The organism is Chryseobacillus diguaensis (genome assembly GCF_049220665.1).
Lineage (GTDB): Bacteria > Bacillota > Bacilli > Bacillales > Bacillaceae > Metabacillus_B.
Genome location: NZ_JBMKNV010000009.1, coordinates 52,634 through 79,060, shown reverse-complemented (window position 1 = coordinate 79,060; position 26,427 = coordinate 52,634). Strand labels below are relative to the sequence as shown.

Here is a 26,427-nt window from a genome sequence, read left to right as displayed (position 1 = left end):
AATTGACCTGCCTTTTGTACATTTTAGGGGGAAGCAAGATGAAAGTTAAAGCACAGTTAGGATACTGGATAAACGGTAAATGGAGTCTCACAGAAAAACCTATTAATCACATTAAACCTAATCATCATGATGCAGGAAGTGTTATTCTTCCAAACGGTAACAGCCGTAAATGTTTCTACTTAGACGGTGAAACCTTTGTAAAAATACGACACAAGAATATGCCTAAAGCTTCTCAAGTCTTTAATGGAAGTAACTTAGAAGATGTATTTGGGGAAGCTATTCTATTTGCTGATAATTGGTATTACATTAACTTGGACTTATTGGAGGTTTCCGATGCTAACTAATCCTATGTACGGGAAAGAGAATTTATATATTCGTGTTAAAGCTAAAGAGTCAGTAAATGAACAAGTTAAACGACTTTCAGGAAACCTTAGAACTGGTCAGCTAGTAGGAAATAAAATCATTTGGGAAGACGGTGAAGAAGAAGCTTATGTATATCGTAGAATTCAGAAAAAATACTAACTACATTATTCATTATGTTATAGAAGACAGGTCTCTTCAGGAGATTGTCCAAACAGCTACAAGACGTATTAGAAAGTCCTTTGTATTAGATAAAGAAGCCGTTTCAGGTTACATCTATAAGCTTGAAGAAAACGGTAATAGAACATATTTAGGGAGGTTTTAGTCATGTATAGAGTGAAGTATATCCGATATTTTAAAATCCAACAGCCTAGAGACAATGTATATAGAAAATATGAGGAAACAGTCACACAGGAACAGCTAACAGCGTTACAGAATGACAAGTATGTTCGTATACTTGAACAGGAGGTAGTCGCATAATGGCACGTAAAAAGGCATTAACCGATAATATGAAGGCCTTTGCCGTTTCTTATATTGCTAACGGTGGAAATGTCCAAGAGACAGCTAAACAAATCGGGGTTAGTAATAAAACAGCTTACAACTATATGAAGAATGAACTTGTCGTAAATGAAATAGGCGACTTAATGAAGGTTGTTCCAGTTGATACCGTTAGAAGTGCAGTACAGCTTCAGGAAGAACTTAATAACATGCTTTCAGATGATTATAAAGAAGAGGTTTATGACTTCAAAAGCGGTAAGATAGTTCACGTTAAACCAAGGCTTGCCGATAAGGTTAAAGCTATTGAATTACTTGGGAAGTTTGGTGGACACTTTGTACAGAAGCATGAGATAACACAAACACGCTTTGTAATTGACTTAGTTGACGATGAAGAAACCGAATATATAGACGTTGAATGGGAAGAAATTTAGAGGGAGTAGCCTTAATTGGTTGCTTCCTTTTTTTATGCCTTAATTTAGTTACTGTAATTAAATTCTAATAGACCGGTAAACAACACAATGGTATATTTACATAGTAATACAACCATATTAAGTTTCACAGAATGTAAAAAGTGAGGTGAGTCTCAATGGAAGGCGAAAGAATTGTTACGGTTACAGTAGGTAACAAATCAGGAATAAGTAAAGAACTAAAAGAAGTTGACGTTAAAGTTATTACAAAGAATTTCCCCTCAATGACAGCGATATATCAAACCGCTGAACTCCTCAAAACCCTCGATAAATAAGCATTTTTCAATGGTGTTTCTATAGTTACAAACATACGGGATCAGGTAAAACGACTACGCTTTACTCTCTTCTTCACTATGCAAAGAAGCATTTTCAGAGAAATATCATAACACTTGAAGATCCTATTGAATCAAAAAGTGATGAAGTACTTCAGGTTCAGGTGAATGAAAGGGCTGGAATTACTTATGCCGCAGGATTAAAAGCGATTCTCCGCCATGATCCGGATATCATAATGGTTGGAGAAATAAGAGATCATGAAACAGCGCAAATCGCCATAAGAGCCGCACTTACAGGTCACTTGGTATTAAGTACTATGCATACTCGTGATGCTAAAGGAGCTATTTACAGGCTAGTCGAATTTAACGTACCAATCTCAGAAATCGAACAAACCCTGATTTGTATATCTGCCCAAAGGCTTGTCGAGTTAAAATGTCCATTCTGTGCTGGTAAGTGCTCTCCCTATTGCAAAAAAATGAGAAAAACGAGAAGAGTGGGTGTATATGAGCTATTGTACGGAAAAAGCTTAAATACTGCTTTTCAAACTGCTAGAGGAACGGGAATGCAGCTAAGCTATCCAACTTTGAAGGATGTTATTAAGAAAGGCATAGCATTGGGCTATTTATATCCTGATTCCTACTACAGATGGGTATTTAATCATGAAGACTAAGAGGAAATGGAATTTGGCAAGCCAGGCTGAATTTATGCAGCGGCTGAGCGATCTGCTTGAAAAGGGATATTCTTTAAATGAAGCACTTGATTTTCTGATTCTTCAATTTGAAGGAGTTAAAAAAGCAGATTTACTGGAATGTATGGAAGAACTTCGCCATGGCCTCTCGGTTTCCTCCATGTTTGAAAAACTCTCATTTGACAGAGATGTATTAAGCTATCTATATTTTGCAGAAAATCACGGAGATCTTCAATTTGCTCTTAAAGAAAGTTCAGATCTTTTAACACGAAAATGTACGCAGGCTGAAAAGCTGGCGAGGGTTTTAAGGTATCCGCTTTTTCTTATTTTGATTGGGTTTGGAGTCATCTATATTTCTCAAACAGTCATCGGCCCGCAATTTTTGCAAATTTATCAATCCATGAATATGGAGCCTTCTCTGCTGACCAAAGGATTAATGATGCTGTTTGGCATGATGAAGTTCCTATTTGCTGCATTGATTGCCTTCTTATCCTTATTTGCTGTTTTCTATTTTTTTTATTTTAGGAAGCTTGCTCCTCACCAGCAAATGAAGTGGATGATGAAGGTCCCAATATGGAATAAAGGGGTTCGGATGTTTAACAGCTACTATTTCAGCTTACAGCTCAGCTATTTGCTGAAAGGCGGTCTCTCTTATTTTGAAAGCCTGAAGGTCTTTGAAAAACAAAGCTTTCATCCATTCTTTAAAGAAGAATCAGCAAGTTTCATAAAAGATCTGAAAAAAGGAGAAGCATTCGAATCGATTATTAAGAAAAGTTCTTTTTATGAAAAAGAATTTTTTCATATGATTGCCCACGGGCAGGCAAATGGGCAATTAGCAAGGGACCTCTATAATTACAGTCAATTCGTAATAACAAATCTTGAAAAAAAGATGATGAGAATTATTTCAATTATTCAGCCTGCTGTTTTTCTGTTTGTAGGACTGATTGTCCTCATCGTTTATTTATCGATGATGCTTCCAATGTATCAAATGATGGAGCATATTTAGGAGGATGAAATGAAAAATCAAAAGGGTTTTACCTTAATCGAAATGCTAATTGTTTTGCTTGTCATCACAATCTTGCTCCTAATCACGATTCCGAATATTGCTAAGCACAATGCTAATATCCAGTCCAAGGGCTGTGAAGGTCTGAAGGATATGATTCAGGCTCAAAGCTCAGCCTATGAAATGAAGGAAGGCAAAAAAGCAACGATCTCAGATTTAGAAACCGAAAAATATATCAATACAAATAAATGTCCTAACGGAACCACTCTGAATCTGGACAGTGAAGGGGCAGTTGTTGAGGAAGCAGCGGAGTGAAGAGGGCTTCACTTTAATTGAAAGTTTGCTTGTGCTGACCATTTTTATGCTTTTATCAATCACGGCAATAGTGAACGTAAAACCTGTCCAAGAGCATTTTATCATCACTCAATTTTTTGAACAATTTGAGAAAGATATTCTTTTTGCTCAGCAGCATGCGATTACAGAGCATACCCGCTTTTATTTTGTTTACAGCCACAATGCCAAATCCTACAGCATCCGTAAATCAGGTACCGTTGTTAATAAAATCATTTCAAGAAACTTCGATTCATCCATTACAATAAGCAATCTAACCCTCCCAAATACCTTTTCTTTTGATTCACAAGGAAATATTTCAGATAGCGGCTCCCTTCTTGTAGAATATTTAACTCACAAATACCTCGTTAAATTCTATTTAGGGAAGGGAAGATTTCATGTGGAAAAACTCTAAAGGATTTTCACTGCTGGAATGCATCACTGCATTTTCAATATGGATGTTAACTGCAGCCATACTGCTACCTTCCATGATGTATATTACTCTAGAAAGGCATAACAATGCGAAGGAAATTACAGCAATTAAACTTTTAAGCGGATACCTAAATGAATCTATGTATGAAAATCGATCGATCCCAATTGGCAGCCGCAGTATTAAAGGAGAAAAATATACTATTATATTGGAGGAGGTTCCAGATCAGGAAGCTTGTGTTCAATGGGAGGAAAAACCTTACAGGGCCAGAAAATCATGCTTGCCTCTTCCTTGAAGAAAGAGGATATACCCTTTTGAATATGCTTTTTTCATTAGCAATATTTTTAATCATTATTTCTTCTATGCTGACTCTCTTATCTTTCCTAAAAAACACTTCAGAACAGCCGAACGACCTTCGTCCATTTGAATGGGAGCTTTTTTCCGAACAAGTCTCTTATGAAATCAAACAATCCAGTCAATTTCAAGTGACTTCAGAAGGATTGATGTACACTAATCCTCAGAATCAGAGGGTTACCGTTAGCCGGTACAATGACTTGATAAGGAGACAAATTGGAGGAAAAGGACATGAAGTTTTACTGCAGCAGGTGAAATCCTTTAATGCTGTTGTTGAAGAGAGCGGGGTTACTCTTTCCATTGTAAGTGCTGCAGGAAAGCAATATGAATTAAAAACATACCTCTACCAGGAATTTAAGGGAGAAAATCATGAAAAATAATAGAGGATCGATTTTTCCTTTCACTGTCATGATCATTTTGCTCTTTTTTCTAGTTATCCTGCATGTAACAACTGTAGTTATTTTAGAGAAATCCTTTTATTCAGATACAAAACAATATTACATTCTGGACAGTCTCATTCAGAGAGCTGTTAATCAATCAATGAAAAAGCTGAAATCAGTGCCTGAAGAAACAAGCTATCAGGAGACAATGAAAGAGGGGGAAGTTGCCTACAAGATCATCAATGATAAAGAAGGTTTCTTTAAAGTGGAAATCAGCTGTGAAACTCATGAAAAAAAGAAAAAACAGTCTTCATACTTGTTTGATGCAAAGAAAGGTCTTATCACATCATGGACTGAATGGTAAACTAAACAGATATATGTTTGATGATGGAGTGATCAGCTTGAAGACCATATTTATTACAGGTTTTATGGGAGCAGGAAAAACAACAATCGGTAAAGAACTTGGTAAAAAGCTTGGAGTAACCGTTGTGGATACAGACCACTTAATTGAAGGAAAATCCGGTATGCCTGTGAAAGAGATTTTTAGAACTTATGGAGAAAAGCATTTTAGGGAGCTGGAAACCAATATCCTGAAAGAAATCCCTCTTGTTAATACAATTGTCACCACTGGGGGAGGCCTGATCCTTTCCGAAGAAAATCGGAATTATATGCTTGAAAAGGGAGACCTTATTTTTCTCTACTGCGACATTGATGAGCTTTACGCAAGACTTCAGAATGATACCGATCGGCCATTGATTCAAGAAAAAACAAAAGGGGAAATTAACGAGCTTTATCAATCCAGAATTCCATTTTACGAGCAATGTTCTCTAAAAATTAATACAACCCGTAAGACCTTGCATGAAACTGCAGAAGAGATCGCAGCCTGGTTAAAATAGGAATGAAGCGGACATACTGATGATAAAACCCCAAAGGGTGTGAATCATTTGTCTACTAATGACTATGTTAAATACTTAACTCAGCAGGTCGTAAAATATATGGATACCCCGAAAGAAGAACGGAAGCAGCAAAAAAGAAAAAGAAAAGATGAAAAATCCCCGCTCATGAGCAAATGGTTTGGTGTCTTGCCGTTTGGATTCATTTTGTTATTTAAAAATCGAAGGAAGTAAGTTTGAAACCTCTGGAAGCCTCCAGGGGTTTTTTATTTATGGCTGTTGCCTTATTTTAAATAAAAAGGGTGAATGATGGCGATAAAGCGAGAAAAAGAGCCATTCAGTAAAAGAATTGGCAAATTACTTTTATCCCTTTTCTGTGAAGCCTTTGCTAAAAGCAGCAGCAGGTGCTGCTTGCATGCTGTACTCCTATGTGCTGGTGCTGCATTTTTATTGGATTTACAAAGCGTTCGTTTAAAGGAGAGATCAATTTGTATAAAAAGCTTTGTGTCAGATGTGCACAGTCTTCTTATAGCAGCAGCCCTGAGGGAGAATGGATTTGTCCTGTTTGCAGAAATGACTTGGCAAAGGTCAAACCCGTCTTAGCCAACTGCAGAACAAATTATTCTGTACTGCTGAAAGGATATAAGACAGCAAAAAAATTACACTTATAATCGTGGAAGAAGGGGAGGAAATAGGGCCTCTTCTTATTTGATAAAACTTGCATACAATATACGAAGTGAAACCAGATTATTTCTCCATCCGTGTAATAAAAAGTATGAGGATCAGACCATCGTTAGTTGTTTTGTTGTGGAAACAATAAAACTTAAAACTTCAACCATTACATGCCGAATAGAATCATAACTAAAAAAATGATAGTCCACAAAATCAACATATTTCTTAAATAATTTCCTTTTTTCTCTCTAATCCAGCAATATTCGCCATTTATCCTTGTTCTCATATTGCTTAAAAAGGGTGCAGGATTAAGTGATAAAAAGGAGAATCGGTTCCTATTTCAGCAATATTTGATTCACACGAAAGAAAAATTTAAAAAATTATTTAAAAGAGTTGAAATTTAAAATGTAATCGATTACACTGTAATTGTAGGTTAAAGATATAGAAAATTTGTTCTATTAACAATTTTTTTGTTTTGAATTGAAATCGATTACATTACTATATTTTTAATAGAATTCACCGAAAGAAAAAGCAACTATTAATGTAATCGATTACAAAGACAGTTCGGTGTTTCCAGGAAAAAAGAATGTCAATTTTTCTGCGAGGAAATACTGCACAAGGCATTATGTACTTACCAACATGATTTGGAAACGGGGGAGAAAAAACATGAAATTTGGATATCAAACCAATACATGGGGCGGGGTCGTAGGGCATCCGGCAGGAGTAACTTCAGTTAAAGACCTTTATTATCTGGCCAACGGCTCAACAGAAGAGGCGATAAAAGAGATCTCGGAAGCGGGATATAATGGATTTGAATTATTTGATGGTAATTTAATGCAATTTAAGGATAGAAAAGAAGATTTTAAGAACTTGCTTAAGCAATATTCAATAGAGTTTATTGGTGTTTATACCGGCGGCAATTTTATTTACCCCGACATCTTAGAAGAGGAATTACAAAAAATTGAGGATGTTTCAGCTCTTGCTTCAGAACTGGGTGCACGGCATTTAGTCATTGGCGGCGGGGCAGTCCGTAGTAATGGCATTCTAGAAAGCGATTACAGTGACTTGGCTAAGGCTCTTGATAAAGTGGCCGCTATCGCAGAAAAGTATCAGCTTATACCAAGCTACCATCCGCACTTGGGAACAAACGTTGAAGCTCCTGATCAGCTGGACAAGCTCATGGCCCTGACAAATATTAATCTTTGTCCGGATACAGCTCATATTGAAGCAGGGGGCGGTGATCCGGTAGTAGTGATCAGGAAGTTTGCGGATCGAATCAAATATGTTCACTTTAAAGATTATGCGAATGGAGAATTTTTGCCCTTAGGCGAAGGGCACCAAAAGTTCGATGAAATGGTGAAGCTGTTAAACGGCATTCATTATGATGATTGGATTACGGTGGAATTGGATAGCTATGCCGATCCCAAAAAAGGTGCAGAAATAAGCCGTAAGTTTTTATCAAATTTTGAGAAATAATGCATGATGACTTTTTTGAAAGCCTTTTAAAAGCAGTTAGGAAAAATACTTATTTAATAGGAGGAAAACATAAATGAAAAAATTAAACGTAGGTATGATCGGCGGAGGATTCATGGGAAAGGCCCATTCACTTGCATATTCAGCAATGCCAATGTTCTTTTGGCCGGCTCCGGCTATCCCGCACCGCCACACAGTAGTGGATGTCAAAGAAGAGTTGGCCAAAGATGCAGCCTTAAGATTAGGGTTTGAACACTATTCTACCGATTGGAGAGCGGTAGTAAACGATCCGGAAATCGATGTTATTGATATTGTGACACCAAACAATACACATGCTGAAATTGCAATTGCTGCGGCAAAAGCAGGCAAGCATATTATCTCCGAAAAGCCTTTGGCGCTAGGTGCTGAAGAGGCCAAGACTATGTTAGAGGCTGTTCAAGCTGCCGGGGTAACCCATGCGGTTGCTTTCAATTACAGAAGAACTCCGGCTGTTGCCCTTGCCAAGAAGTATATTGAAGAAGGAAGAATCGGTAAAATCCTAAGTTTTCGCGGAACGTATCTGCAAGACTGGTCCGCTGACCCAAACTCTCCTTTATCATGGCGTTTCCAAAAGAAAATCGCCGGTTCAGGTGCTTTAGGTGATATAGGAACACATGTTGTTGACTATGCACGTTATCTGGTTGGCGAAATTACAGATGTTAATGCCATTACAAAAACCTGGATTCCAGAACGCCCAATCCAAACTGGCGGGATTGACAAGCTTGGTACAGTGAAAAGCAGTGACGCGAATATTCCGAAAGAAACAGTCGATGTAGATGATGAGTTCATTACAATGGTGAAATTTGACAATGGTGCAATTGGAACCATTGAAGCAACCCGTAATGCATGGGGGCGCAATAACTTCCTGACATTTGAAATCCATGGCGAAAAAGGTTCTTTATACTTCAACTATGAACGCCGTGATGAACTGCAAGTTTGCTTCGCTGACGATCCAAGTGATGCGAAGGGCTTCAGAACCGTTTATTCCGGTCCGGCGACTCCGTATGGAGAAGCTTTATGGCCAATCCCTGCTTTAGGTATTGGTTATGGGGAAACAAAAATTATTGAAACCCATGATTTCTTTAAAGCGATTTCAGAAGGTACACAATTTTCACCAAACTTCCAGGACGGATACCGTATCGAGCTTATTGCTGATGCGATTCTTGAATCAGCGGAAAAAGAAGCTTGGATCAACATTCCAAAGTAATAGGGAAAAGGGTAAAGGCTGCTGCCCCTAAGCAGCGGCCTTTATAAAAGAACTTTCGCCGATTTGGAACAAGCTATGCGGCGTTACAAAGTCAACATCCGCTGTTCCAGATTATTGATATTAGAATAAGAAACCCTGCAGGTGCCATGAGTAAAAATATGATTTCGAGGTGATAAAAATGAATGCGATTCCAAAACAGGAACCTAAGGGAGGCCTTCCGGCTAAAATGGTCTGGGGCTTTGTCGCAATCCTTATCTTTATGGCTGGGGACGGATTAGAACATGCCTGGCTGTCTCCTTATTTAATTGAACAGGGATTGACTGTTCAACAGGCAGCAACTCTTTTTACAGCGTATGGTGCTGTTCTGGCGGTCGCTGCCTATTTTTCAGGAGTGCTTACTGAAATATGGGGACCAAGAAAGGTTATGGTTATCGGGATGATAACCTGGCTGGCCGGCCAAATCCTTTTCATTGAACTGGGTTTAAAACCGCATAATTTTGCTGCGATGCTGCCAACTTATGCACTTCGCGGAATTGGCTATCCTTTCTTTTGTTATTCTTTTTTAGTTTGGGTAACCTATCGAAGCCCTCAACGCATTATGGCTACAGCAGTAGGCCTTTTCTGGGCTGCATGGAGCGGCGGGCTTTACGTCGTTGGAAGTTACTTCCCGGCTTTCATGACTGACCGAATTGGGTATATGGGACTCTTGTGGAGTGCTGTTATCTGGGTCCTGGTTGGGGGAATTGCTGGACTTTTAATTGTCGGCAATGATAAAGTCATTGAGAACACGGGCGACGCAAAGGAAAAAATCAAGAGTTTACTTAGCGGATTTACGATCTGCATTGAAAAACCAAAAGTGGCAATAGGCGGACTGGTTCGTATCATCAATTCAGTCGGTGTAGGAGCCCTTCCTATCTTTTTTCCTGTTTATTTGGCTTCCGAGTACAAATATACGACTGCAGAATGGCTTCAAATTTGGGGAACTTTTTGGTTGGCAAACATTGCCTTTAATCTGGTCATCCCATACATCAGTGACAGATGGTTAGGATGGCAGAAAACGATCATGTGGCTTGGCAGCGTTGGCTGTGGTGTCATGATATTGGTATTTTTTTATACACCGCATGTTGTTGGCCATAATTTCTATGTTATGACTCTGGCGGCAATCATCTTTGGAATCGTTCTCTGCGGTTTCGTACCGCTTTCCGCCCTTGTAACTGCTCTAGCACCGGACCAAAAAGGCTCAGCAATGGCGATTGTAAGCTTTGGAGCCGGTATGTCCTACTTCATCGCACCCGCTGTTGTTGGTTTGTTCATCAATAGCATTGGCGCTGAAGGGGTAATTTGGATATTTGCTATGCTATACTTTACCGGTGCTATTTTAATGAGATTTATGAAGCTGCCAGATGAAGTAAAGCAAAAAGAAAGCAAAGATGTTCGTGAACTTGCACCAGCTGAAGCTAAAGTAGTGAACCATTAACACGCATTCTTATTGGAGAGTGCGTTTTTTTGAGGAGATGGGGAAGCAAAATAATACTTATACAATAGGCGGGGTGGGTCCCAGCCTATTGTTTCATTTTACAAGGTTTTCTTTTAGCCAAAAGGGGATATTAAGGTAACAACGAGAGGTTAGTCTGAAGGAGGTGCTGCCATATGAAAAAGGCTTTTCTTTACCTTGCATTGGTGAACATTCTAGATATGTGTGCAACATTGAGCGGGCTAAGGCTTGGCTTTATTCAAGAACTTAATCCGATTATGAATACACTATATGAAGTGAACCCGTTTCTTTTTGTGGCAGTTAAGCTTTTGATTTCATTTATTTTGGTTGGTCTAGTTATCAAAGTTCCTCTTATGATGACTACCTTTTTAAAATGGGTGACATCTGCTGCGTGCATTTTATATACATTAACGCTTGGACTCCATACATTATGGATTTATGATGCAGTAAGGTAAATGGTAAAAGAAAAAACGGCCTCTAGAAGCCGTCTATTTTTTGGATTGATCAAAACGCCATTTATTAAATTCAAGAAATTCTTTAAACTGGTCCTTGGTTACACCAGACTGCATAGCCTCTCTGACGAGTGTAGCCCATTCTGAATCCAGTTGGCTTGAGTAAGTGCTGTCGTCGTCTTCTTCGTTAAGAAGGGTGTTAACAGAGACGCCAAGCACAGAAGAAATTTTGTCCAGGAACTGGACAGAGGGATTAGATTGGAGATTTCGTTCAATAGAGCTTAAATATGACTTTGCGACTCCTGCTCGGTCTGCTAGTTCGGATAATGAAAGATTTTTTTCTTTTCGATATTTGCGAATGCGCTGGCCTATCATATAATCACCTTCCCGTAGATATTATAGCATATAGAGAAGGGGATTTTTCTATAAAAAGAACGAAAATCGACAAAATTATTTCGACAACTCGGGTAGTTTCACACTGTTTTTTGAAAAAGAACTGAGATAATTTCGAATTTCTTCAGAAGTAATTCCCATATCCAAAGCGGATAAGATTAATTCTTTCCACTCCTGGTCCAAAGGTTCTGCATCCCACATATTTTCAGCCATCCCCATTTACCCTCCCAAAATACATAGTCAGGCAGTCCGGCTATCCTGATTGCATCCATATGCAATGGTAGACCCGTGACTTTGCGTCCTTGCTTTTCAGCAAGTTTGCCTTTATCTGAAAGATTAATACCATAAAAATCCATTTTAATACAACTTTTGTCATTTATGTATGTATCAACCTTTGTACTATTAGTATAAATTTGCATTTATAGAAAGTATGCTGAATTGTGTCGACAAAATAAAATTTTACAAAATTAATCAATTTGTCACTATAAAACCTGCTAACGGCTTATGGAACATCACTTTTTTCTAATAAATTTTTGGATAATTAGTCGAAAACGGGAGTTTAAGCCTTATTTGAAAAATCTATCTATCATCCTATTTTAGTGTGCGAATTCAGGACTTAGGTAAAATATCCCGCCATTTTTTATTGAGATTGTAATTTTTGGTTCATATAGATCACGCAAGGCTTCTTTTTCGAGATGATAAGCATCAGGTTTTTCGTCGAGATTCTCGTAAAAGTGATTTAAAAGCATAAGATCTGCATTCCATCTTTGCCTTGCATCATCTGCCCAGCCATGATCTTCTTTTTCGACTTTTTCCTGTATAAAATTGTATATCCGGTTCAGACCGCTTTGCGGACGAATAATCGGGGACATGGTAAAGCAGAGATCAGGAATTTTTGGCGTCAGTTCGAGTCTTTCCAGTTTATCTTGAAATTGCTCTGACATGGCTCCGCTGATTAAGTGAAGTCCGATTGAATATAAAACATCCTTTTTCATATCACATTGGTAGGATACTTGGACATTGACTCCAAGCCATGGGTGCAGAGGAGTGTTTCCGCTGGACGGTTTCGTTTGTTCATATAATCGAATAAATCCGCCCAGCTTTTGATTTGCCTGGAAAATTTGGTGCAGGCGCGGGGAGCCAAAATGAATAAACTCACCCTTAATGCTGCTGTCGGTTTTTTCCTTGTCAGTGATAAGGGTAAGCGGCATTGGGTTCGGTATGCCTCCGGTTTTTTCAAGATAGTGCCAATAAAAAGGCCTGTTCATTAATTCCTTATCCATTTCAATGGTTAATTGTACATTCATGAACCCTGCAGCATTTTCCAGTATTTCACATGAGTTGGCGATAAAAAAACGTTGAAGCAAGCTATGAATTTCCTGCTGTTTCATTCTCTAATCTCTCCTATTCTCTTTGTCCTGCTGCTTTTTTTGTTTGTAATTCTTCTTCTCCAAAAGAGAGGATGGAGGTCAAATTATCCATTTTTATTTTCATTTCTCCTTCTGAGGAAGAATGGAAAAAGATGTCCTGAATGTGATCTTCAAAATTGCCAATTTCGAGCTTAGTTAAAATTTCATCCAGCTCTCCAACTACTTTTTCGAAAAGATTAATTTTTTCATATAGAAGCTTTAGAATATGTTCTTCAACCGTATTTTTTGTGGACATATTATAGATGTGAACATCCCGCTCCTGCCCGAGCCTGTGTATTCTTCCGATTCTTTGTTCAAGCTTCATGGGATTCCACGGCAAATCATAATTGATGATATGATTGCAGAACTGAAGGTTTATGCCTTCTCCGCCTGCTTCTGTCGCAATAAGAACCTGCATGTTTCCTTTAAAAAGCTCTTTCATCCAATCCTTTTTCCCGCGCTTAAAGCCTCCTCTAAAAGGAACAGAGGAGATACCATGCTGCTTTAGAAAACACTGCAGATAAAATTGGGTAGCTCTGTATTCTGTAAAGATAATGACTTTATCATCAATTTTTTGAATGAGCTCAAGCACCTTCTCTGCCTTCGAGTTTTGAGTGACATTATCAATTTCCTTCATTAAATGCTGAATCACATGTTCAGGAAAAACCTTGCCTTCCTCCTCTGGTCTTTCCAGCATCTTTTTTAATGTCATATAGACTGCTTCCCTGCTGCTGCAGGCTTCCCGCTGAAGCGTCATTAATGAAAACATTGGCACTCCAAGCGGAGAAAGACTTTTAACATTAGAGATGGCATCATAAAGATTTTGTTCTGTTTCTGAAAACGTAATGGAGATGGTTTCCACGATTCTTTTTGGCCAGTCGATTCCAGTGTCGCCTCTGCGGTTTCGGATCATCACTTTATTGATCAATTCCCGCAGGTGATCATGGTATTCGACCTCTCTATTCTTGGCTGAATAAACTTCTGTGAAATAAGCTTCGTTTCCTAAATGACCAGGTTTTAAAAGAGAAACCAAATTAAATATTTCTTCAATTCTGTTTTGGATCGGAGTAGCTGTTAAAAGAAGACAATATTTCTTTTTCAGCTTTAAAACAAATTCATAGTTTTTTGTTTTATTGTTTTTCAGTTTATGAGCTTCATCGATGATGACCATGTCATATTGCTGATTGAGGACAATTTCCTGATGTGGACTTCTTTTTGCCGTATCAATAGATGAAACAATCACATCACATTGTTCCCATACATAACTCTTTTTTTGTTCAACCGCCGGTATATAGAACTTCGTATTAAGCTCTCTGGCCCATTGGGACACAAGGGAAGCAGGCACAAGAATCAGCACTTTTTTTACTAAACCGCGAATCATATATTCTTTTAATACAAGTCCTGCTTCAATGGTTTTGCCTAGTCCTACTTCATCAGCAAGAATGGCTTTTCCGTTCATCTTTTCAACGACCATCCTGGCTACTTCCAGCTGATGGGGCAGAGGAGTAAAATCAGGCAAGTGTTTTGGAGCAAGCAGCCCTTCAAAATCCGGCACAGCCAGGTGTGATTGAATTTCACAGGATAGCTTATAAAGCTCCCAATTGGACCACGGTCCGTCCTGTTCTAAGCGTTCCAAAAATTCATCCTGCCAGGAGCTGTCAATATTTATCTGCACATTAAGGTTTGAATGCCTTTTCATAAATATTCACCTTTACCTTTATTGTTCATATTTTAGAGATTAAAAAGGGAAAATAATTAGATAATCGGTTGAAAAGCTTTTAAAACCGAATAATAAGTGCTTAAAAAAGGATAATCATTCTTAAAAATGATGATTGCCGATTGCTGCTGAAAATGATAGGATATGAAGTAGTAAGAAAGTTAGTAATTTGCAAACTCTTCTGTTAGTCTTTTCTATCCATACATAGAAACTTTCTTATAGTATTGCCAAACTACCGGCATATATATGCGAATGAGAGCAGGGGGAGAGACTGCAGGAGGTTCCTGCGGCGCCGAAGGAGCAAACAATTGTGAATCTCTCAGGCAAAAAGACTCCTGTTTGACGCAGCTCTGGAGAGTGTTTGCTGCAAAAAGCAAACCACCAAAGGGGAAAGCCCGATTTCGGGTAAACTTTCAGGTGCAAGGACAGAGACCTTCCGATGGATCAAGGGAGGACTCTGTCCTTTTCTGTGTCTTTCTTTGAATTGGTAAATTGGTATAGACTTTCATGCACTTATTTTACGGAGGGGATAAAATGGCAGAATTAAAGAGAACACCCTTATATGATGTGTACAGGGAAAATGGCGCCAAGACAATAGACTTTGGCGGCTGGGATCTTCCAGTACAATTTTCTTCTATTAAAGAAGAACACGAGGCAGTGCGAACAAAAGCTGGATTATTCGACGTATCCCACATGGGCGAAATCACTGTAAAAGGTGCAGGGAGCCTTCAATATCTTCAAAAAATGCTGACGAATGATGTTTCGCTGCTGAAAAGCGGCGGCGCCCAGTATACGGTAATGTGCTATGAAGACGGCGGAACAGTTGATGACCTTCTAGTCTATAAAAAAGAGGAAGACGATTATTTGCTTGTTGTGAATGCATCCAATATTGAAAAAGACTTTGATTGGCTAAAGTCACATGCTTCTGATGAAGTTGAGCTTAAGAATATATCAGATTCAGTTGCTCAGCTTGCAATTCAAGGCCCACTTGCAGAGCAGATTCTTCAGAAAATGACAACTGAAAATTTATCAGAAATAAAATTTTTCAAATTTAAAGATCAAATCGACCTGGCAGGGGCAAAGGCTTTAGTTTCTCGAACAGGCTATACAGGCGAGGACGGATTTGAAATCTACTGTGATTCAGACAAAGCAGCCTTTCTGTGGAAGGAAATTCTTCTTGCAGGAAAAATGGAAGGGATTCTGCCTTGCGGTTTAGGTGCAAGAGATACACTGCGGTTTGAGGCCAATCTTCCTTTGTATGGACAGGAGCTTTCAAAGAACATTACACCGATCGAAGCAGGCATCGGCTTTGCTGTGAAGCCGAATAAAGAAGCGGATTTTTTCGGCAAGGAAACGCTGAAAAAGCAAAAGGAAGAGGGCGCTGACAGGAAGCTTGTCGGCATTGAAATGATTGATAAGGGAATCCCCCGCCACGGATACAAAGTTTACAGCGGTGAAGAAGAGATTGGAGAAGTAACAACTGGTACCCAGTCTCCTACATTAAAGAAAAACGTAGGACTTGTTCTGCTGAAAAAAGAGTACGCCGAAAAAGGGACAGAGCTGGAGGTTGAAATTCGCAATAAACGCCTTAAGGCTTCTGTTACAGAAACACCATTTTATAAACGTCAAAAATAACTGCACAGAATGGAAGGGGCTGCTATCATGAAGCATCGTTATTTGCCAATGACTGAACAAGATCAAAAGGAAATGCTGGAAGCGGTTGGTGTTGCGAATATTTCGGAACTGTTTTCTGATATTCCGGAAAGTGTCCGGTTTCAGGGAGAGTACAAGATTAAAAAAGCAAAATCGGAAACGGAACTGACAAGAGAACTGACAAAGCTTGCTGCGAAAAATAAAGACACAAAGCAATATGCTTCATTTCTTGGAGCTGGAGTCTATGAACACTATACACCGATTATTGTAGATCACGTGATATCCCGATCCGAATTTTATACGGCATATACACCGTATCAGCCGGAAATTTCCCAAGGCGAACTTCAGGCCATTTTTGAATTTCAATCCATGATCTGTGAGCTTACAGGAATGGACGTTGCCAATTCTTCCATGTATGACGGCGGAACAGCTTTGGCTGAGGCAGCAATGCTTGCTAGCGGGCATGTGAAAAAGAAAAAAGTCCTTGTTTCCAAAGGGGTGCATCCTGAATCAAGAGATGTGCTTGCCACCTATGCAAAAGGACAATATATAGAAGTTGTGGAAATTCCATTGAAGGATGGTGTCACGGACCTTGAAGCTTTAAAAGCAGAAATGTCAGATGATGTGGCAGCAGTGCTTGTGCAGTATCCAAATTTCACAGGACAGTTTGAGCCTCTTCAAAAAATTGAACCGATTGCTCATAAGGGAAGCAGCATGTTTATTGTTTCTTCCAATCCGCTCGCACTCGGTGCTCTCACACCACCTGGCAAGCTTGGTGCGGATATTGTTGTTGGTGATGCTCAACCGTTTGGAATTGCTGCTGCATTTGGCGGACCTCACTGCGGTTATTTTGCCGTAACGTCAAAACTGATGAGAAAAGTTCCGGGCCGCCTTGTTGGACAGACAAAAGACGAAGATGGACAGAGGGGATTCGTTTTGACTCTTCAGGCGAGGGAACAGCATATCAGACGTGAAAAGGCTACTTCAAATATTTGTTCCAATCAGGCTTTAAATGCGCTGGCTGCATCTGTCGCAATGACGGCGCTTGGTAAAAAGGGTATTAAGGAAATAGCTGTTCAAAACATACAAAAAGCCCATTATGCAAGAAACAAATTCAAAGAAGCAGGATTTGATATTGCATACACAGGCCCGATCTTTAATGAATTCGTCATTAAGTTGGATGTGCCGGTTAAAGAAGTCAATCAAAAGCTGATTGAAAAAGGCATTATTGGGGGCTATGACCTTAGCTTATCCTACCCGGAGCTTTCAGGACAAATGCTTGTTGCTGTGACGGAAATGCGTACCAAAGAGGAAATTGACAGCTTTGTAAAGGAATTGGAGGTTTTGCAGCATGCGTAAACAGGATCAGTCACTTATTTTCGAACTAAGCAAACCTGGCCGCACTGGCTATAGCCTTCCGGAAATAGATGTACCGCAAGCTGATTTAGAGGATTTGATTCCTTCTGAATACTTGCGTACAGAAGAAGCAGAGCTTCCTGAAGTATCTGAGCTTGATATCATGAGGCATTATACGGCTCTATCCAAACGTAATCACGGGGTAGATTCTGGTTTTTATCCGCTTGGTTCCTGTACAATGAAATACAACCCAAAAATAAATGAAAGCATTGCGAGAATTCCTGGTTTTGCCCACATCCATCCGCTTCAGGATGAAAGCACTGTTCAAGGTGCTCTTGAGCTTCTCTTTGATCTGCAGGAGCATTTGAAGGAAATTACCGGAATGGATGAAGTGACGCTTCAGCCTGCAGCCGGCGCTCACGGAGAATGGACCGGACTTATGATGATCCGTGCTTATCATGAAGCCAATCAGGATTTTAACCGTACAAAGGTTATCGTGCCGGATTCGGCACATGGTACAAACCCGGCTTCTGCCACTGTAGCAGGATTTGATACGATCACTGTGAAATCAAATGAACAGGGGCTTGTTGATTTAGAGGATCTTAAACGTGTTGTTGGCGATGATACGGCTGCTTTAATGCTGACGAATCCGAATACACTTGGTCTTTTTGAAGAAAATATTTTGGAAATGGCCGATATTGTCCATAAAGCAGGAGGCAAGCTTTATTATGACGGTGCTAACCTGAATGCTGTTATGAGCAAGGCTCGTCCTGGAGATATGGGATTTGATGTGGTTCATTTAAATCTTCATAAGACCTTTACTGGCCCGCACGGAGGAGGAGGTCCTGGATCTGGACCTGTCGGTGTTAAAGCTGATTTGATTTCTTACCTGCCAAAACCAGTACTGATCAAAGAAAATGAAAACTACCGTTTTGATAATAACCGTCCAGATTCGATTGGACGTGTGAAGCCTTATTATGGAAACTTCGGTATCAATGTCAGAGCTTATACGTATATCAGAACGATGGGACCAGATGGCCTGAAGGCAGTTACTGAAAATGCCGTGCTGAACGCCAATTACATGATGAGGCGCCTTGCACCTTACTTTGATCTTCCATATGACCGGCACTGCAAACATGAGTTTGTGCTTTCAGGAAAGCGCCAGAAGAAGCTTGGTGTTCGGACACTGGACATCGCAAAACGCCTGCTTGACTTTGGCTACCACCCGCCAACTATTTATTTTCCGCTGAATGTAGAGGAAAGCATGATGATCGAGCCGACTGAAACAGAATCCAAGGAAACGCTTGATGCGTTCATTGAGGCGATGATCCAAATTGCGAAAGAGGCAGAAGAAAATCCTGAAATCGTTCAGGATGCTCCTCATACAACAGTAATTAAGCGCTTGGATGAAACAACGGCAGCGAGAAAACCAATTTTAAAATATCAAAAGAGCGCTCTTCAGCCAGTATAAGAATAGAAGCCTATGCAAAATCATTTTGCATAGGCTTTTTTCTGTTTTAAGCATGCAAGAAAACACAACCATTTTTGCGAAGACAGCTTTTATATTGAAATTCCAAAGAAAGGGGATAATATGTTTAAATAGTCCTGTTTCTTATTCCTTAACTGTAAAAAAGGATTGAAAGGATATGAAATTGGGAAACAATCAAACATCAGGGAAAACAAGTATTGCAGATACATGAAACCCATACATAAGACAAAAATAAAAATCTGGAGGGACAAAAATGGATAAAAATAACAAGAACCTCATTATTCGAACGTCATTGGGAGCAGTAGCAGGTGCTGCTATTGCCGCTTTAATTACACCTAAAACGGGAGAAGTGATCAAGTCTTCTTCATCGGCCATTAAGACAAAAGGAACTGCTCTAGGGAGAGGCACAAAGGATACATTCTCTTCCATTAAGCAGGCGAGTACAGATGGTCTGCAGCAATCTGCTGGAATACTAAAAGAACGGGCTGGAAGCATAGCCGAAACAGTTAAACAGAAGCTGCCTGCATCTATCACATCCAATTCGGTGAAAAAGGAACAGAACGGAACAAGTTCAAAGGAAAACGGTCAGGACCAAGACCAGACAGATCAGGATGAGACTCAAAAGGGATCTGATCATTCTCAAACACAGGAACAATCTAAAAATCAGTCAGAAGATGAAACCGGATCAAAAAAGAATGCAAAGGGTTCAGGAACAGTAGTATCAAACAATGATGATACCACTTCAGCAGATAAGGATAATCGCTAATGAGCCAGTCACAAGGAACAGAACTTTTTGATCCGATCCTCGAAGCCTACATTGTCGCAGCCAATCATGATGACTTCACTTTGGATATTACTCTATCTGTTAACGGATTACTTGTTTCAGGGACCCTCATATCAGCCTGGGAATATTTCGATAAACTTTCTGCTCTTTTTGAAAAGGGAACGAGTATCTCGAGAGATTTAAGCGAACGCTTCAAGAAAGCCAGTGAACTCGGCAGAAACAGCAATTCGACCGCTTTTATTCACTTGAAGGATACGAGGATTTTCTGTGGTGATGAAAACCCTACACCTTCTGGAAGTGTGTTTTTATGGAGGGGGAAATTAGATCAAGTGGATGGGTTTTTTATCGGTAAAATCTCACAATAGAAGCCTGTTTTCGCATAGATTGTTGCTGTTCGTACGATCTTAGAACACGTATAGAGAATAACTTCGAGGCATCTTTTCTTAAAATTCGCAGCTGTATATTAGTCCCCGATCATCTAATATAGATGAGAAAGCAACAATGTTTAAGAAAAGAGCCTAATAGATGAAGCCCTGCATTCAAGATGCAGGGCTTCTTTTTTTCTTATTTTTTCTTGATGCGGCCTGTCCAGGTTTTAAAGCCGCCTTTTAAACAGTTCAAATTTGTATAGCCTTTTTTGCGGAGAAGCTGAGCCGCGCGTCCTGACCGGACAGCGTTCTGGCAATATAGATAAACAGGCTGATCCGTTCGAAGCTCCTTGTATCGCTGACGAAGCTGAGATAGCGGGATATTGCGTGCTCCAAGAATATGGCCGCCTTCAAATTCATTCGGTTCGCGGATATCAATCAGCTGGGCTTTTCGGTAGCCTGCACGGAATTCTTCTTCAGTCAGATTTTTCATAATTTTTCTTTGATAAAAATAGGTGAAAACAGAATAACCGATCACAATAACCAATAGTGCAATCAAAACATACAGTGAAGACAATGACTTTCGACTCCTTTTACTCTTACTGAATCAAAATTAAGACTATTTCTATTATATAAGAGCAGCCTTAAATTGTCATCTTTGATTAATGCGAATCTGTTTTCAACAGCATGCCCTTTTGGTAGACTAGTGAAAGAACATTTCAAACCTAAACTAATTTGCAAAAAGAGGGACGAAGATGGAAAAACAAACATGGCGCTTTATTGATTCAGGTAATTGTTCTCCTGCATTTAATATGGCACTGGATGAGGCCCTGCTTGACTGGCACAGTGAAGGGAAAATCCCTCCAACGATCCGATTTTATGGCTGGTCGCCAGCAACATTGTCAGTAGGTTACTTCCAAAAGGCTGAAAAAGAAATCAATATGGAGGCTGTAAAACGCTATGGTCTTGGGTTTGTTAGAAGACCAACCGGCGGAAGAGGCGTTCTCCATGATCAGGAACTTACATACAGCGTTATTGTTTCAGAGGAATATCCGGATATGCCAAAGACAGTTACGGAAGCATACCGGGTTATTTCAGAAGGTATTTTGGAAGGATTTAAAGGGCTTGGCCTTGATGCTTATTTTGCAGTGCCAAAGACGGCCGAAGAGAGGGAAGGATTGAAAAATCCCCGTTCAGCTGTCTGCTTTGATGCTCCTTCCTGGTATGAGCTTGTTGTTGAAGGACGAAAGGTTGCAGGCAGTGCCCAAACACGGCAGAAGGGTGTTATTCTGCAGCACGGCTCGATTCTTTTGGATTTGGACGAGGATAAGCTGTTTGATTTATTTAATTATCCAAGTGACCGTGTCAGGGAACGGATGCAGCGGAATTTTAAAAATAAAGCTGTAGCTGCCAATGCCTTAAGGGAAGCACCTGTTTCGATGGACGAAGCAAAGGAAGCGTTCCGCAGAGGCTTTGAAAAAGGGCTGAACATTAATCTTGAAGCTTATGAGTTAACAGAGGATGAATTAGTCTATGTAAACCATATTGCAAAAACTAAATATGAAAGCGATGCGTGGAATTTTAAACGATAAGCGGCCCACGCGTCGCTTTTCTTTTTTTGACCTAAAAGAATTTATCTAAGCATCTTTTCCTTGCCTCGCGCAACTAATACCCTATTGAACCAGGTGTATGGGAAATGAAACCATTGCTTATATAGGAACGAATGTTCTATCATAGATACTAGAAAAAATTTTTTAGGATATAGCAGGAATTTCATCTATTTCCTTTATTTATCAGTTTTCGAGATGCGGAAAAAATATGCAAGTGACAAAATTCTTCTTTTTCTGCATCTAATAAGAAAGTCCCTTCCATTATCTTCGCTTTTCTTTCTTTTTTAATAAGTTTTCAATTTGACAAAAGAGGGAACAAGTGAACCATGATCAATATATAGTATGAAATTTAAGTTTTTATATACTATATGTTGATTACACAAGCGGAAGTATGGTATTTTACTAAGTACATATAGATAAGGAGTTGTTAGGATGCCTGTTTCATCTGTAGAAAAAATGCAGGTCGATGTAAACAAATTAAACAAAGACATTTCTTTGTTTCCCCAGGTTCACCCCATTACCGAAGATATGAATATTACCCATAAAGGGGTTTCAAGACTGGTTATGCTTGACCGTTATACGTTTAAAGATACGGAAAAGGTAACCCTTTCAAAAGGCGATTTTGTTGTATTGACGATTAAAGAAGATCCTAAATTTCCTGCAAGAGGACTTGGATATTTAATTGACATTGATTGGAATGATAAAACGGCTCAAGTACTAGTTGACGAAGAATACCTTCATTCGCTGGACAAGCCAGAGGAAGCAGAATCCCGAATCATTAAACGATCATTGGATGTTATTGAAAAACCGCTTGAAATTTATTATGAGCAGATTGCGAAACGAAATGCTTTTGGATTGGCATCTGTTGAAAAAACAGAAGAAAAAAGAAAAGAATGGTTCGAAAAGTTTTACAGCGAGCTGGTAAACCTGAACTTTATTCCTGCAGGCCGGGTGTTATACGGAGCAGGCGCTGGAACAGACGTAACCTACTTTAACTGCTATGTGATGCCTTTTGTACAGGATTCCAGAGAAGGAATTTCAGAGCACCGCAAGCAGGTAATGGAAATCATGAGCCGCGGCGGCGGAGTCGGAACAAACGGTTCAACACTTCGTCCGAGAAATACACTGGCAAGAGGTGTAAACGGAAAGTCATCAGGATCCGTTTCATGGCTTGATGATATTGCGAAGCTTACCCACCTTGTTGAGCAAGGCGGTTCCCGTTAATACCATGGCGGGATTAAAATCTCGTGAATTGCTGGAACACCCTTAGAGCCCTCTTCACCACAACGTAGCTGGCAACTGCAAGCGTGATGGTTCGAAAAGAAGAAGGATTGGGCAATCAGCAGCCAAGCATCTTTGGAAACGAAGATGAAGGTTCAACGACTATTAAAATTTCCTAAAGTTTCTTATAAGGTCTTACAATTTTTTAAAAGGTGGACAATATTATGGAAGCTAAGGAAAAAGTAGATGATAACAAACGGCAACGTGGTTATCAGGCACGAGACAAAGAAGAATTGATTAAAACGATCACATCTCTTCATGATAGAGGGTATAGCCAAGTAGAAATCGCAAAGAAGTTAAATATAAATCGAGGGACAATAAAAAGGTGGAATGATGACCTCAGATTTTTTAAACCAAGAACACCTGGAGAAGCTGGAAAGCTAAGAAATAAGATTTATCAATATGATGAAAACTATTTCGAACACATCCAAACACCAAATCAAGCATATTTGATTGGATATATTACAGGTGATGGAACAATTTTTGATCGTAAAAAATCTAAAAGATTAGTTCTAACATTGGCAGAAGAGGATAAACAGCTGCTATATGATATTGGTAGAGAAATAAAGATGGAAGATGTTATTAAGTTCAGAAAGAGAAATTCTCCGAACGAACAAAATAAGTATTCTTTAGTCATCAATTCCACAAAAATGTGTAATGATTTGATTTCATTAGGTGTTGGGCCAAGAAAGAGTGGTTCAGAAAAATGGATTACCTTTAATAATGAAGAACTTCAATGGGCTTTTCTTAGGGGATTCTTTGATGCTGATGGACATATAAGGGTTTATCAAAGAAAAAACTATCAAAAGGCTAGAATGGGCTTTACTGGTAATCGGACCATGCTTCTAGAAATATTGACATTTTTTAAAACCAAGGGGTTCGCTAAAAAGGTCAATTCATTAACACATAAAAATGGTTGTTCAGATTTATATTTAAGTAGCATAAAAGAGTTAACTCTACTTGGTAAAGAGCTTTATAAATATGGAGATATAAAACTTAATCGTAAATATAATTTGTTTTCTTCTTTGATGATATAGTCTGCTCTCATGTGAAAGCATGAGAGGGTGGCAGAAATGACCACCCCCCTCATAGCGAGGTGTAACAATTAGCGTGGAGCACAAATGATTATGCTTTCCGACTGGCATCCTGATATCGTGGACTTTATTATTTCTAAAATGCAAAATCCGCGTATCCTGAGATTCCTGCTTGAAAATACAGGAGATGAAGGAATCAGAAGAGCAGCACAGGAAAAGCTCAAATTCATTCCTCTTTCTGCTCAAGAACAGGACATGTATCAAGGAATTGTGAATTACAAGAGCATACCTGGTACAGGCGGATTCAGCGAGAAAACGATTAAAGAAGCTGAGATGAAGCTGAAGGCCGGCGGAAATTACAGCGTCCATAACCCTGAATTCCTGACTGGTGCGAATATTTCAGTTTGTCTTACAAATGATTTCATGGCTGCTGTGGAGAATGATGCAGATTATGAACTTCGTTTCCCTGATGTTGAGAGCTACAACGAAGAAGAAATGAGAGCTTACAATGAAGAATGGCATAAAGTCGGAGACGTGCGCGAATGGGAAGCAATGGGCTACAAAGTGCGCACCTACCGCAAAATCAAAGCAAAAGAGCTTTGGAATCTTGTTAACATTTGTGCAACGTACTCAGCAGAACCCGGCATTTTCTTTGTTGATAATGCCAATGATATGACAAATGCAAAGGCATATGGTCAAAAGGTAGTAGCTACAAATCCATGTGGTGAACAGCCCCTGGCCCCATTCAGTGTCTGCAACCTTGCAGCTGTCAATCTTGCTGAAATGGCAGACAAAGAGACAAAAACAGTAAACTTTGAAAAATTGAGAAAAACGGTAGAAGTTGGCGTGAGGATGCAGGATAATGTCATTGATGCGACTCCTTACTTCCTTGCAGAAAACAAAAAGCAGGCTCTTGGAGAACGCCGTGTAGGTCTAGGCGTCATGGGTCTTCATGATCTTCTGATCTATTGTGAAACAAAATACGGCTCTGAAGAAGGAAATGAGCTTGTTGACAAAGTATTTGAAACAATCGCTGCAACAGCTTATCGGGCATCAGTTGAATTGGCTAAGGAAAAAGGCAGCTTTCCTTTCCTTGAGGGTTCAGCAGAAGAAGAAACGGCTAAGCTGCGCAATGCATTCATTCATACAGGCTACATGAAAAAAATGCCGGAGGATATCCGTGAAGATATCGTGAAGTACGGAATCCGTAATTCCCATTTGCTGACTGTTGCCCCTACAGGCAGCACAGGTACAATGGTTGGCGTTTCAACAGGACTTGAGCCTTACTTCTCGTTCTCTTATTTCAGAAGCGGCCGTTTGGGCAAATTTATCGAAGTAAAAGCAGATATTGTGCAAGAATATTTGGATCGTCATCCAGAAGCAGATGCGAACAATCTGCCAAGCTGGTTTGTATCTGCCATGGAGCTTGCTCCTGACGCGCATGCGGACGTTCAATGTGTGATTCAGCGCTGGATTGACAGTTCCATCAGTAAGACAGTCAATGCGCCTAAAGGCTATACTGTTGAACAGGTAGAAGGCGTTTATGAGCGTCTTTACAAAGGCGGAGCTAAAGGCGGAACGGTGTATGTTGATGGAAGCCGTGATTCGCAGGTTCTAACCTTAAAAGCAGAAGAAAACAGCTTTGATGAAGAAGAACAGCCTGAAGAGCCGAAAGAAAAAGGCAAGGTTGTCCTGGTTGATACCATCAACGCACTTGGCTCAACAGATGTGACAATAGGAAATGAGGTTGGCAATACATGTCCTGTCTGCCGTGAAGGTACTGTCGAGGATCTTGGCGGATGCAATACATGTACAAGCTGCGGTGCTCAGCTTAAATGCGGACTGTAAAAATGAAAATGGGAGCTAGGATTACTCCAGCTTCCATTTTTTTAATGAGAGGGCTAAAGTGAAAAATAAAAAAGCATTAAAAAAACGATAACGGGTTCCCTTTTGAGGTGCAAACATTGCAAATCACATCATATTTTTTGTCACTAATATCACTGCAATTCTCAATGGAATTCTCTGAGTAAATAACATCAATAAACGCAAAGAAGGGATAGCTTAATGGCTATCCCTTAAATTCTTGTCTGTTTTTATTGAGTGTCCTCGTCGCTTTTGTACTCCAAAATATCACCTGGCTGACAATCCAAAGTCTTACATATCGCTTCTAATGTTGAAAAACGAACCGCTTTCGCTTTCCCATTTTTCAGAATGGAAAGATTCGCCATAGTAATTCCAACCCTCTCCGAAAGCTCCGTTACGCTCATTTTTCGTTTTGCTAACATCACATCAATATTAATAATAATTGCCATATCCTCC

At 39.6% G+C, this 26,427-nt stretch carries 30 protein-coding genes, 3 pseudogenes and 2 riboswitches; of the genes and pseudogenes, 27 read left to right on the top strand and 6 right to left on the bottom strand.

Going from position 1 to position 26,427, the window contains the following annotated elements; genetic code table 11:
- Positions 1 to 38: 38 nt before the first annotated feature.
- The 18 genes and pseudogenes from ACOT8F_RS14580 (at position 39) to ACOT8F_RS14495 (ending at position 11,017) form a co-directional block, all read left to right on the top strand.
- On the top strand, positions 39 to 344 hold the full coding sequence (locus tag ACOT8F_RS14580; protein ID WP_421652656.1) for a hypothetical protein: 306 nt from the start codon (positions 39 to 41) through the stop codon (positions 342 to 344).
- On the top strand, positions 334 to 522 hold the full coding sequence (locus ACOT8F_RS14575) for a hypothetical protein (RefSeq protein WP_421652655.1): 189 nt from the start codon (positions 334 to 336) through the stop codon (positions 520 to 522). The genes ACOT8F_RS14580 and ACOT8F_RS14575 overlap by 11 nt, the downstream gene beginning before the upstream one ends.
- Before the next feature lie 165 nt (positions 523 to 687).
- Entirely contained in the window at positions 688 to 840 is a 153-nt protein-coding gene (locus ACOT8F_RS14570; protein ID WP_421652654.1) for a hypothetical protein, read from the top strand.
- The gene (locus ACOT8F_RS14565) at positions 840 to 1,289 is read left to right on the top strand and encodes a terminase small subunit (RefSeq protein WP_421652653.1); all 450 of its coding nucleotides are present in this window, start codon (positions 840 to 842) and stop codon (positions 1,287 to 1,289) included. The genes ACOT8F_RS14570 and ACOT8F_RS14565 overlap by 1 nt, the downstream gene beginning before the upstream one ends.
- Before the next feature lie 155 nt (positions 1,290 to 1,444).
- Entirely contained in the window at positions 1,445 to 1,600 is a 156-nt protein-coding gene (locus ACOT8F_RS14560) for a hypothetical protein (RefSeq protein ID WP_421652652.1), read from the top strand.
- Between the two features lie 35 nt (positions 1,601 to 1,635).
- Positions 1,636 to 2,268: pseudogene (locus tag ACOT8F_RS14555) on the top strand (ATPase, T2SS/T4P/T4SS family); the annotation flags it as partial.
- Complete coding sequence (gene comGB / locus ACOT8F_RS14550; RefSeq protein ID WP_421652651.1) at positions 2,258 to 3,292, top strand: competence type IV pilus assembly protein ComGB; 1,035 nt, start codon at positions 2,258 to 2,260, stop codon at positions 3,290 to 3,292. The pseudogene ACOT8F_RS14555 and the gene comGB, both read left to right, overlap by 11 nt.
- A 9-nt stretch (positions 3,293 to 3,301) precedes the next feature.
- Positions 3,302 to 3,604 carry a competence type IV pilus major pilin ComGC gene (gene comGC / locus ACOT8F_RS14545; protein WP_421652650.1) on the top strand — a complete coding sequence of 101 codons (303 nt, stop codon included), beginning with the start codon at positions 3,302 to 3,304 and terminating at the stop codon, positions 3,602 to 3,604.
- Positions 3,585 to 4,034 carry a competence type IV pilus minor pilin ComGD gene (gene comGD / locus ACOT8F_RS14540; RefSeq protein WP_421652649.1) on the top strand — a complete coding sequence of 150 codons (450 nt, stop codon included), beginning with the start codon at positions 3,585 to 3,587 and terminating at the stop codon, positions 4,032 to 4,034. The genes comGC and comGD overlap by 20 nt, the downstream gene beginning before the upstream one ends.
- Positions 4,018 to 4,344 (top strand): hypothetical protein, encoded by a 327-nt coding sequence (locus ACOT8F_RS14535; protein ID WP_421652735.1) that lies wholly within the window; start codon positions 4,018 to 4,020, stop codon positions 4,342 to 4,344. Before comGD ends, ACOT8F_RS14535 begins: the two co-directional genes overlap by 17 nt.
- On the top strand, positions 4,286 to 4,783 hold the full coding sequence (gene comGF / locus ACOT8F_RS14530; protein WP_421652728.1) for a competence type IV pilus minor pilin ComGF: 498 nt from the start codon (positions 4,286 to 4,288) through the stop codon (positions 4,781 to 4,783). The genes ACOT8F_RS14535 and comGF overlap by 59 nt, the downstream gene beginning before the upstream one ends.
- Complete coding sequence (gene comGG / locus ACOT8F_RS14525) at positions 4,773 to 5,147, top strand: competence type IV pilus minor pilin ComGG (RefSeq protein WP_421652648.1); 375 nt, start codon at positions 4,773 to 4,775, stop codon at positions 5,145 to 5,147. Before comGF ends, comGG begins: the two co-directional genes overlap by 11 nt.
- Before the next feature lie 28 nt (positions 5,148 to 5,175).
- The gene (locus ACOT8F_RS14520; protein ID WP_421652727.1) at positions 5,176 to 5,679 is read left to right on the top strand and encodes a shikimate kinase; all 504 of its coding nucleotides are present in this window, start codon (positions 5,176 to 5,178) and stop codon (positions 5,677 to 5,679) included.
- Positions 5,680 to 5,727: 48 nt separating this feature from the next.
- Entirely contained in the window at positions 5,728 to 5,910 is a 183-nt protein-coding gene (locus tag ACOT8F_RS14515) for a YqzE family protein (RefSeq protein ID WP_421652647.1), read from the top strand.
- A 1,104-nt stretch (positions 5,911 to 7,014) separates the two neighbouring features.
- A complete protein-coding gene (locus ACOT8F_RS14510) occupies positions 7,015 to 7,824 on the top strand; it encodes a sugar phosphate isomerase/epimerase family protein (RefSeq protein WP_421652646.1) in 810 nt (269 codons plus the stop codon).
- Between the two features lie 73 nt (positions 7,825 to 7,897).
- Positions 7,898 to 9,067 (top strand): levoglucosan dehydrogenase, encoded by a 1,170-nt coding sequence (locus tag ACOT8F_RS14505; protein WP_421652645.1) that lies wholly within the window; start codon positions 7,898 to 7,900, stop codon positions 9,065 to 9,067.
- A 178-nt stretch (positions 9,068 to 9,245) separates the two neighbouring features.
- Positions 9,246 to 10,544 (top strand): MFS transporter, encoded by a 1,299-nt coding sequence (locus ACOT8F_RS14500; protein WP_421652644.1) that lies wholly within the window; start codon positions 9,246 to 9,248, stop codon positions 10,542 to 10,544.
- A gap of 173 nt (positions 10,545 to 10,717) precedes the next feature.
- A complete protein-coding gene (locus ACOT8F_RS14495) occupies positions 10,718 to 11,017 on the top strand; it encodes a DUF5658 family protein (RefSeq protein WP_421652643.1) in 300 nt (99 codons plus the stop codon).
- A 33-nt stretch (positions 11,018 to 11,050) separates the two neighbouring features.
- Here ACOT8F_RS14495 and ACOT8F_RS14490 read toward each other — a convergent pair whose 3' ends face one another.
- The 4 genes from ACOT8F_RS14490 to ACOT8F_RS14475 form a co-directional block, all read right to left on the bottom strand.
- On the bottom strand, positions 11,051 to 11,389 hold the full coding sequence (locus ACOT8F_RS14490) for a helix-turn-helix domain-containing protein (protein ID WP_421652642.1): 339 nt from the start codon (positions 11,387 to 11,389) through the stop codon (positions 11,051 to 11,053).
- Positions 11,390 to 11,464: 75 nt separating this feature from the next.
- On the bottom strand, positions 11,465 to 11,620 hold the full coding sequence (locus ACOT8F_RS14485) for an anti-repressor SinI family protein (protein WP_421652641.1): 156 nt from the start codon (positions 11,618 to 11,620) through the stop codon (positions 11,465 to 11,467).
- 27 nt (positions 11,621 to 11,647) lie between these two features.
- Positions 11,648 to 11,740: riboswitch (cyclic di-GMP riboswitch) on the bottom strand.
- Between the two features lie 263 nt (positions 11,741 to 12,003).
- A complete protein-coding gene (locus tag ACOT8F_RS14480) occupies positions 12,004 to 12,798 on the bottom strand; it encodes a YqhG family protein (RefSeq protein WP_421652640.1) in 795 nt (264 codons plus the stop codon).
- Positions 12,799 to 12,811: 13 nt separating this feature from the next.
- On the bottom strand, positions 12,812 to 14,515 hold the full coding sequence (locus ACOT8F_RS14475; protein WP_421652639.1) for a DEAD/DEAH box helicase: 1,704 nt from the start codon (positions 14,513 to 14,515) through the stop codon (positions 12,812 to 12,814).
- A gap of 270 nt (positions 14,516 to 14,785) precedes the next feature.
- Positions 14,786 to 14,878, top strand: a riboswitch (glycine riboswitch).
- 189 nt (positions 14,879 to 15,067) lie between these two features.
- Between ACOT8F_RS14475 and gcvT the strand changes: the two genes are divergently transcribed.
- The 5 genes from gcvT (at position 15,068) to gvpU (ending at position 20,180) form a co-directional block, all read left to right on the top strand.
- Positions 15,068 to 16,168, top strand: coding sequence for a glycine cleavage system aminomethyltransferase GcvT (gene gcvT, locus ACOT8F_RS14470; RefSeq protein ID WP_421652638.1), 1,101 nt, complete (start codon positions 15,068 to 15,070; stop codon positions 16,166 to 16,168).
- Between the two features lie 27 nt (positions 16,169 to 16,195).
- Complete coding sequence (gene gcvPA, locus ACOT8F_RS14465; protein ID WP_421652637.1) at positions 16,196 to 17,545, top strand: aminomethyl-transferring glycine dehydrogenase subunit GcvPA; 1,350 nt, start codon at positions 16,196 to 16,198, stop codon at positions 17,543 to 17,545.
- The gene (gcvPB, locus tag ACOT8F_RS14460) at positions 17,538 to 19,013 is read left to right on the top strand and encodes an aminomethyl-transferring glycine dehydrogenase subunit GcvPB (RefSeq protein ID WP_421652636.1); all 1,476 of its coding nucleotides are present in this window, start codon (positions 17,538 to 17,540) and stop codon (positions 19,011 to 19,013) included. Before gcvPA ends, gcvPB begins: the two co-directional genes overlap by 8 nt.
- Positions 19,014 to 19,284: 271 nt before the next feature.
- Positions 19,285 to 19,797, top strand: a complete 513-nt coding sequence (locus tag ACOT8F_RS14455; protein WP_421652635.1) for a hypothetical protein — start codon at positions 19,285 to 19,287, stop codon at positions 19,795 to 19,797.
- Positions 19,797 to 20,180, top strand: coding sequence for a gas vesicle accessory protein GvpU (gvpU, locus tag ACOT8F_RS14450; protein WP_421652634.1), 384 nt, complete (start codon positions 19,797 to 19,799; stop codon positions 20,178 to 20,180). The genes ACOT8F_RS14455 and gvpU overlap by 1 nt, the downstream gene beginning before the upstream one ends.
- A 199-nt stretch (positions 20,181 to 20,379) precedes the next feature.
- On the opposite strand, the gene ACOT8F_RS14445 is transcribed toward gvpU, so the two are convergent.
- Positions 20,380 to 20,760 carry a rhodanese-like domain-containing protein gene (locus ACOT8F_RS14445; protein ID WP_421652633.1) on the bottom strand — a complete coding sequence of 127 codons (381 nt, stop codon included), beginning with the start codon at positions 20,758 to 20,760 and terminating at the stop codon, positions 20,380 to 20,382.
- 178 nt (positions 20,761 to 20,938) lie between these two features.
- On the opposite strand from ACOT8F_RS14445, the gene ACOT8F_RS14440 reads away from it, so the two are divergent.
- The 4 genes and pseudogenes from ACOT8F_RS14440 to ACOT8F_RS14425 all read left to right on the top strand — a co-directional run.
- The gene (locus tag ACOT8F_RS14440) at positions 20,939 to 21,775 is read left to right on the top strand and encodes a lipoate--protein ligase family protein (protein WP_421652632.1); all 837 of its coding nucleotides are present in this window, start codon (positions 20,939 to 20,941) and stop codon (positions 21,773 to 21,775) included.
- Between the two features lie 450 nt (positions 21,776 to 22,225).
- Positions 22,226 to 23,014: pseudogene (locus ACOT8F_RS14435) on the top strand (ribonucleotide reductase N-terminal alpha domain-containing protein); the annotation flags it as partial.
- A gap of 224 nt (positions 23,015 to 23,238) precedes the next feature.
- Positions 23,239 to 24,111 carry a helix-turn-helix domain-containing protein gene (locus tag ACOT8F_RS14430; RefSeq protein ID WP_421652631.1) on the top strand — a complete coding sequence of 291 codons (873 nt, stop codon included), beginning with the start codon at positions 23,239 to 23,241 and terminating at the stop codon, positions 24,109 to 24,111.
- 72 nt (positions 24,112 to 24,183) lie between these two features.
- Positions 24,184 to 25,956, top strand: a pseudogene (locus tag ACOT8F_RS14425) (vitamin B12-dependent ribonucleotide reductase); the annotation flags it as partial.
- A 245-nt stretch (positions 25,957 to 26,201) separates the two neighbouring features.
- Here ACOT8F_RS14425 and ACOT8F_RS14420 read toward each other — a convergent pair.
- Entirely contained in the window at positions 26,202 to 26,420 is a 219-nt protein-coding gene (locus tag ACOT8F_RS14420) for a helix-turn-helix domain-containing protein (protein ID WP_004434885.1), read from the bottom strand.
- Positions 26,421 to 26,427 lie beyond the last annotated feature (7 nt).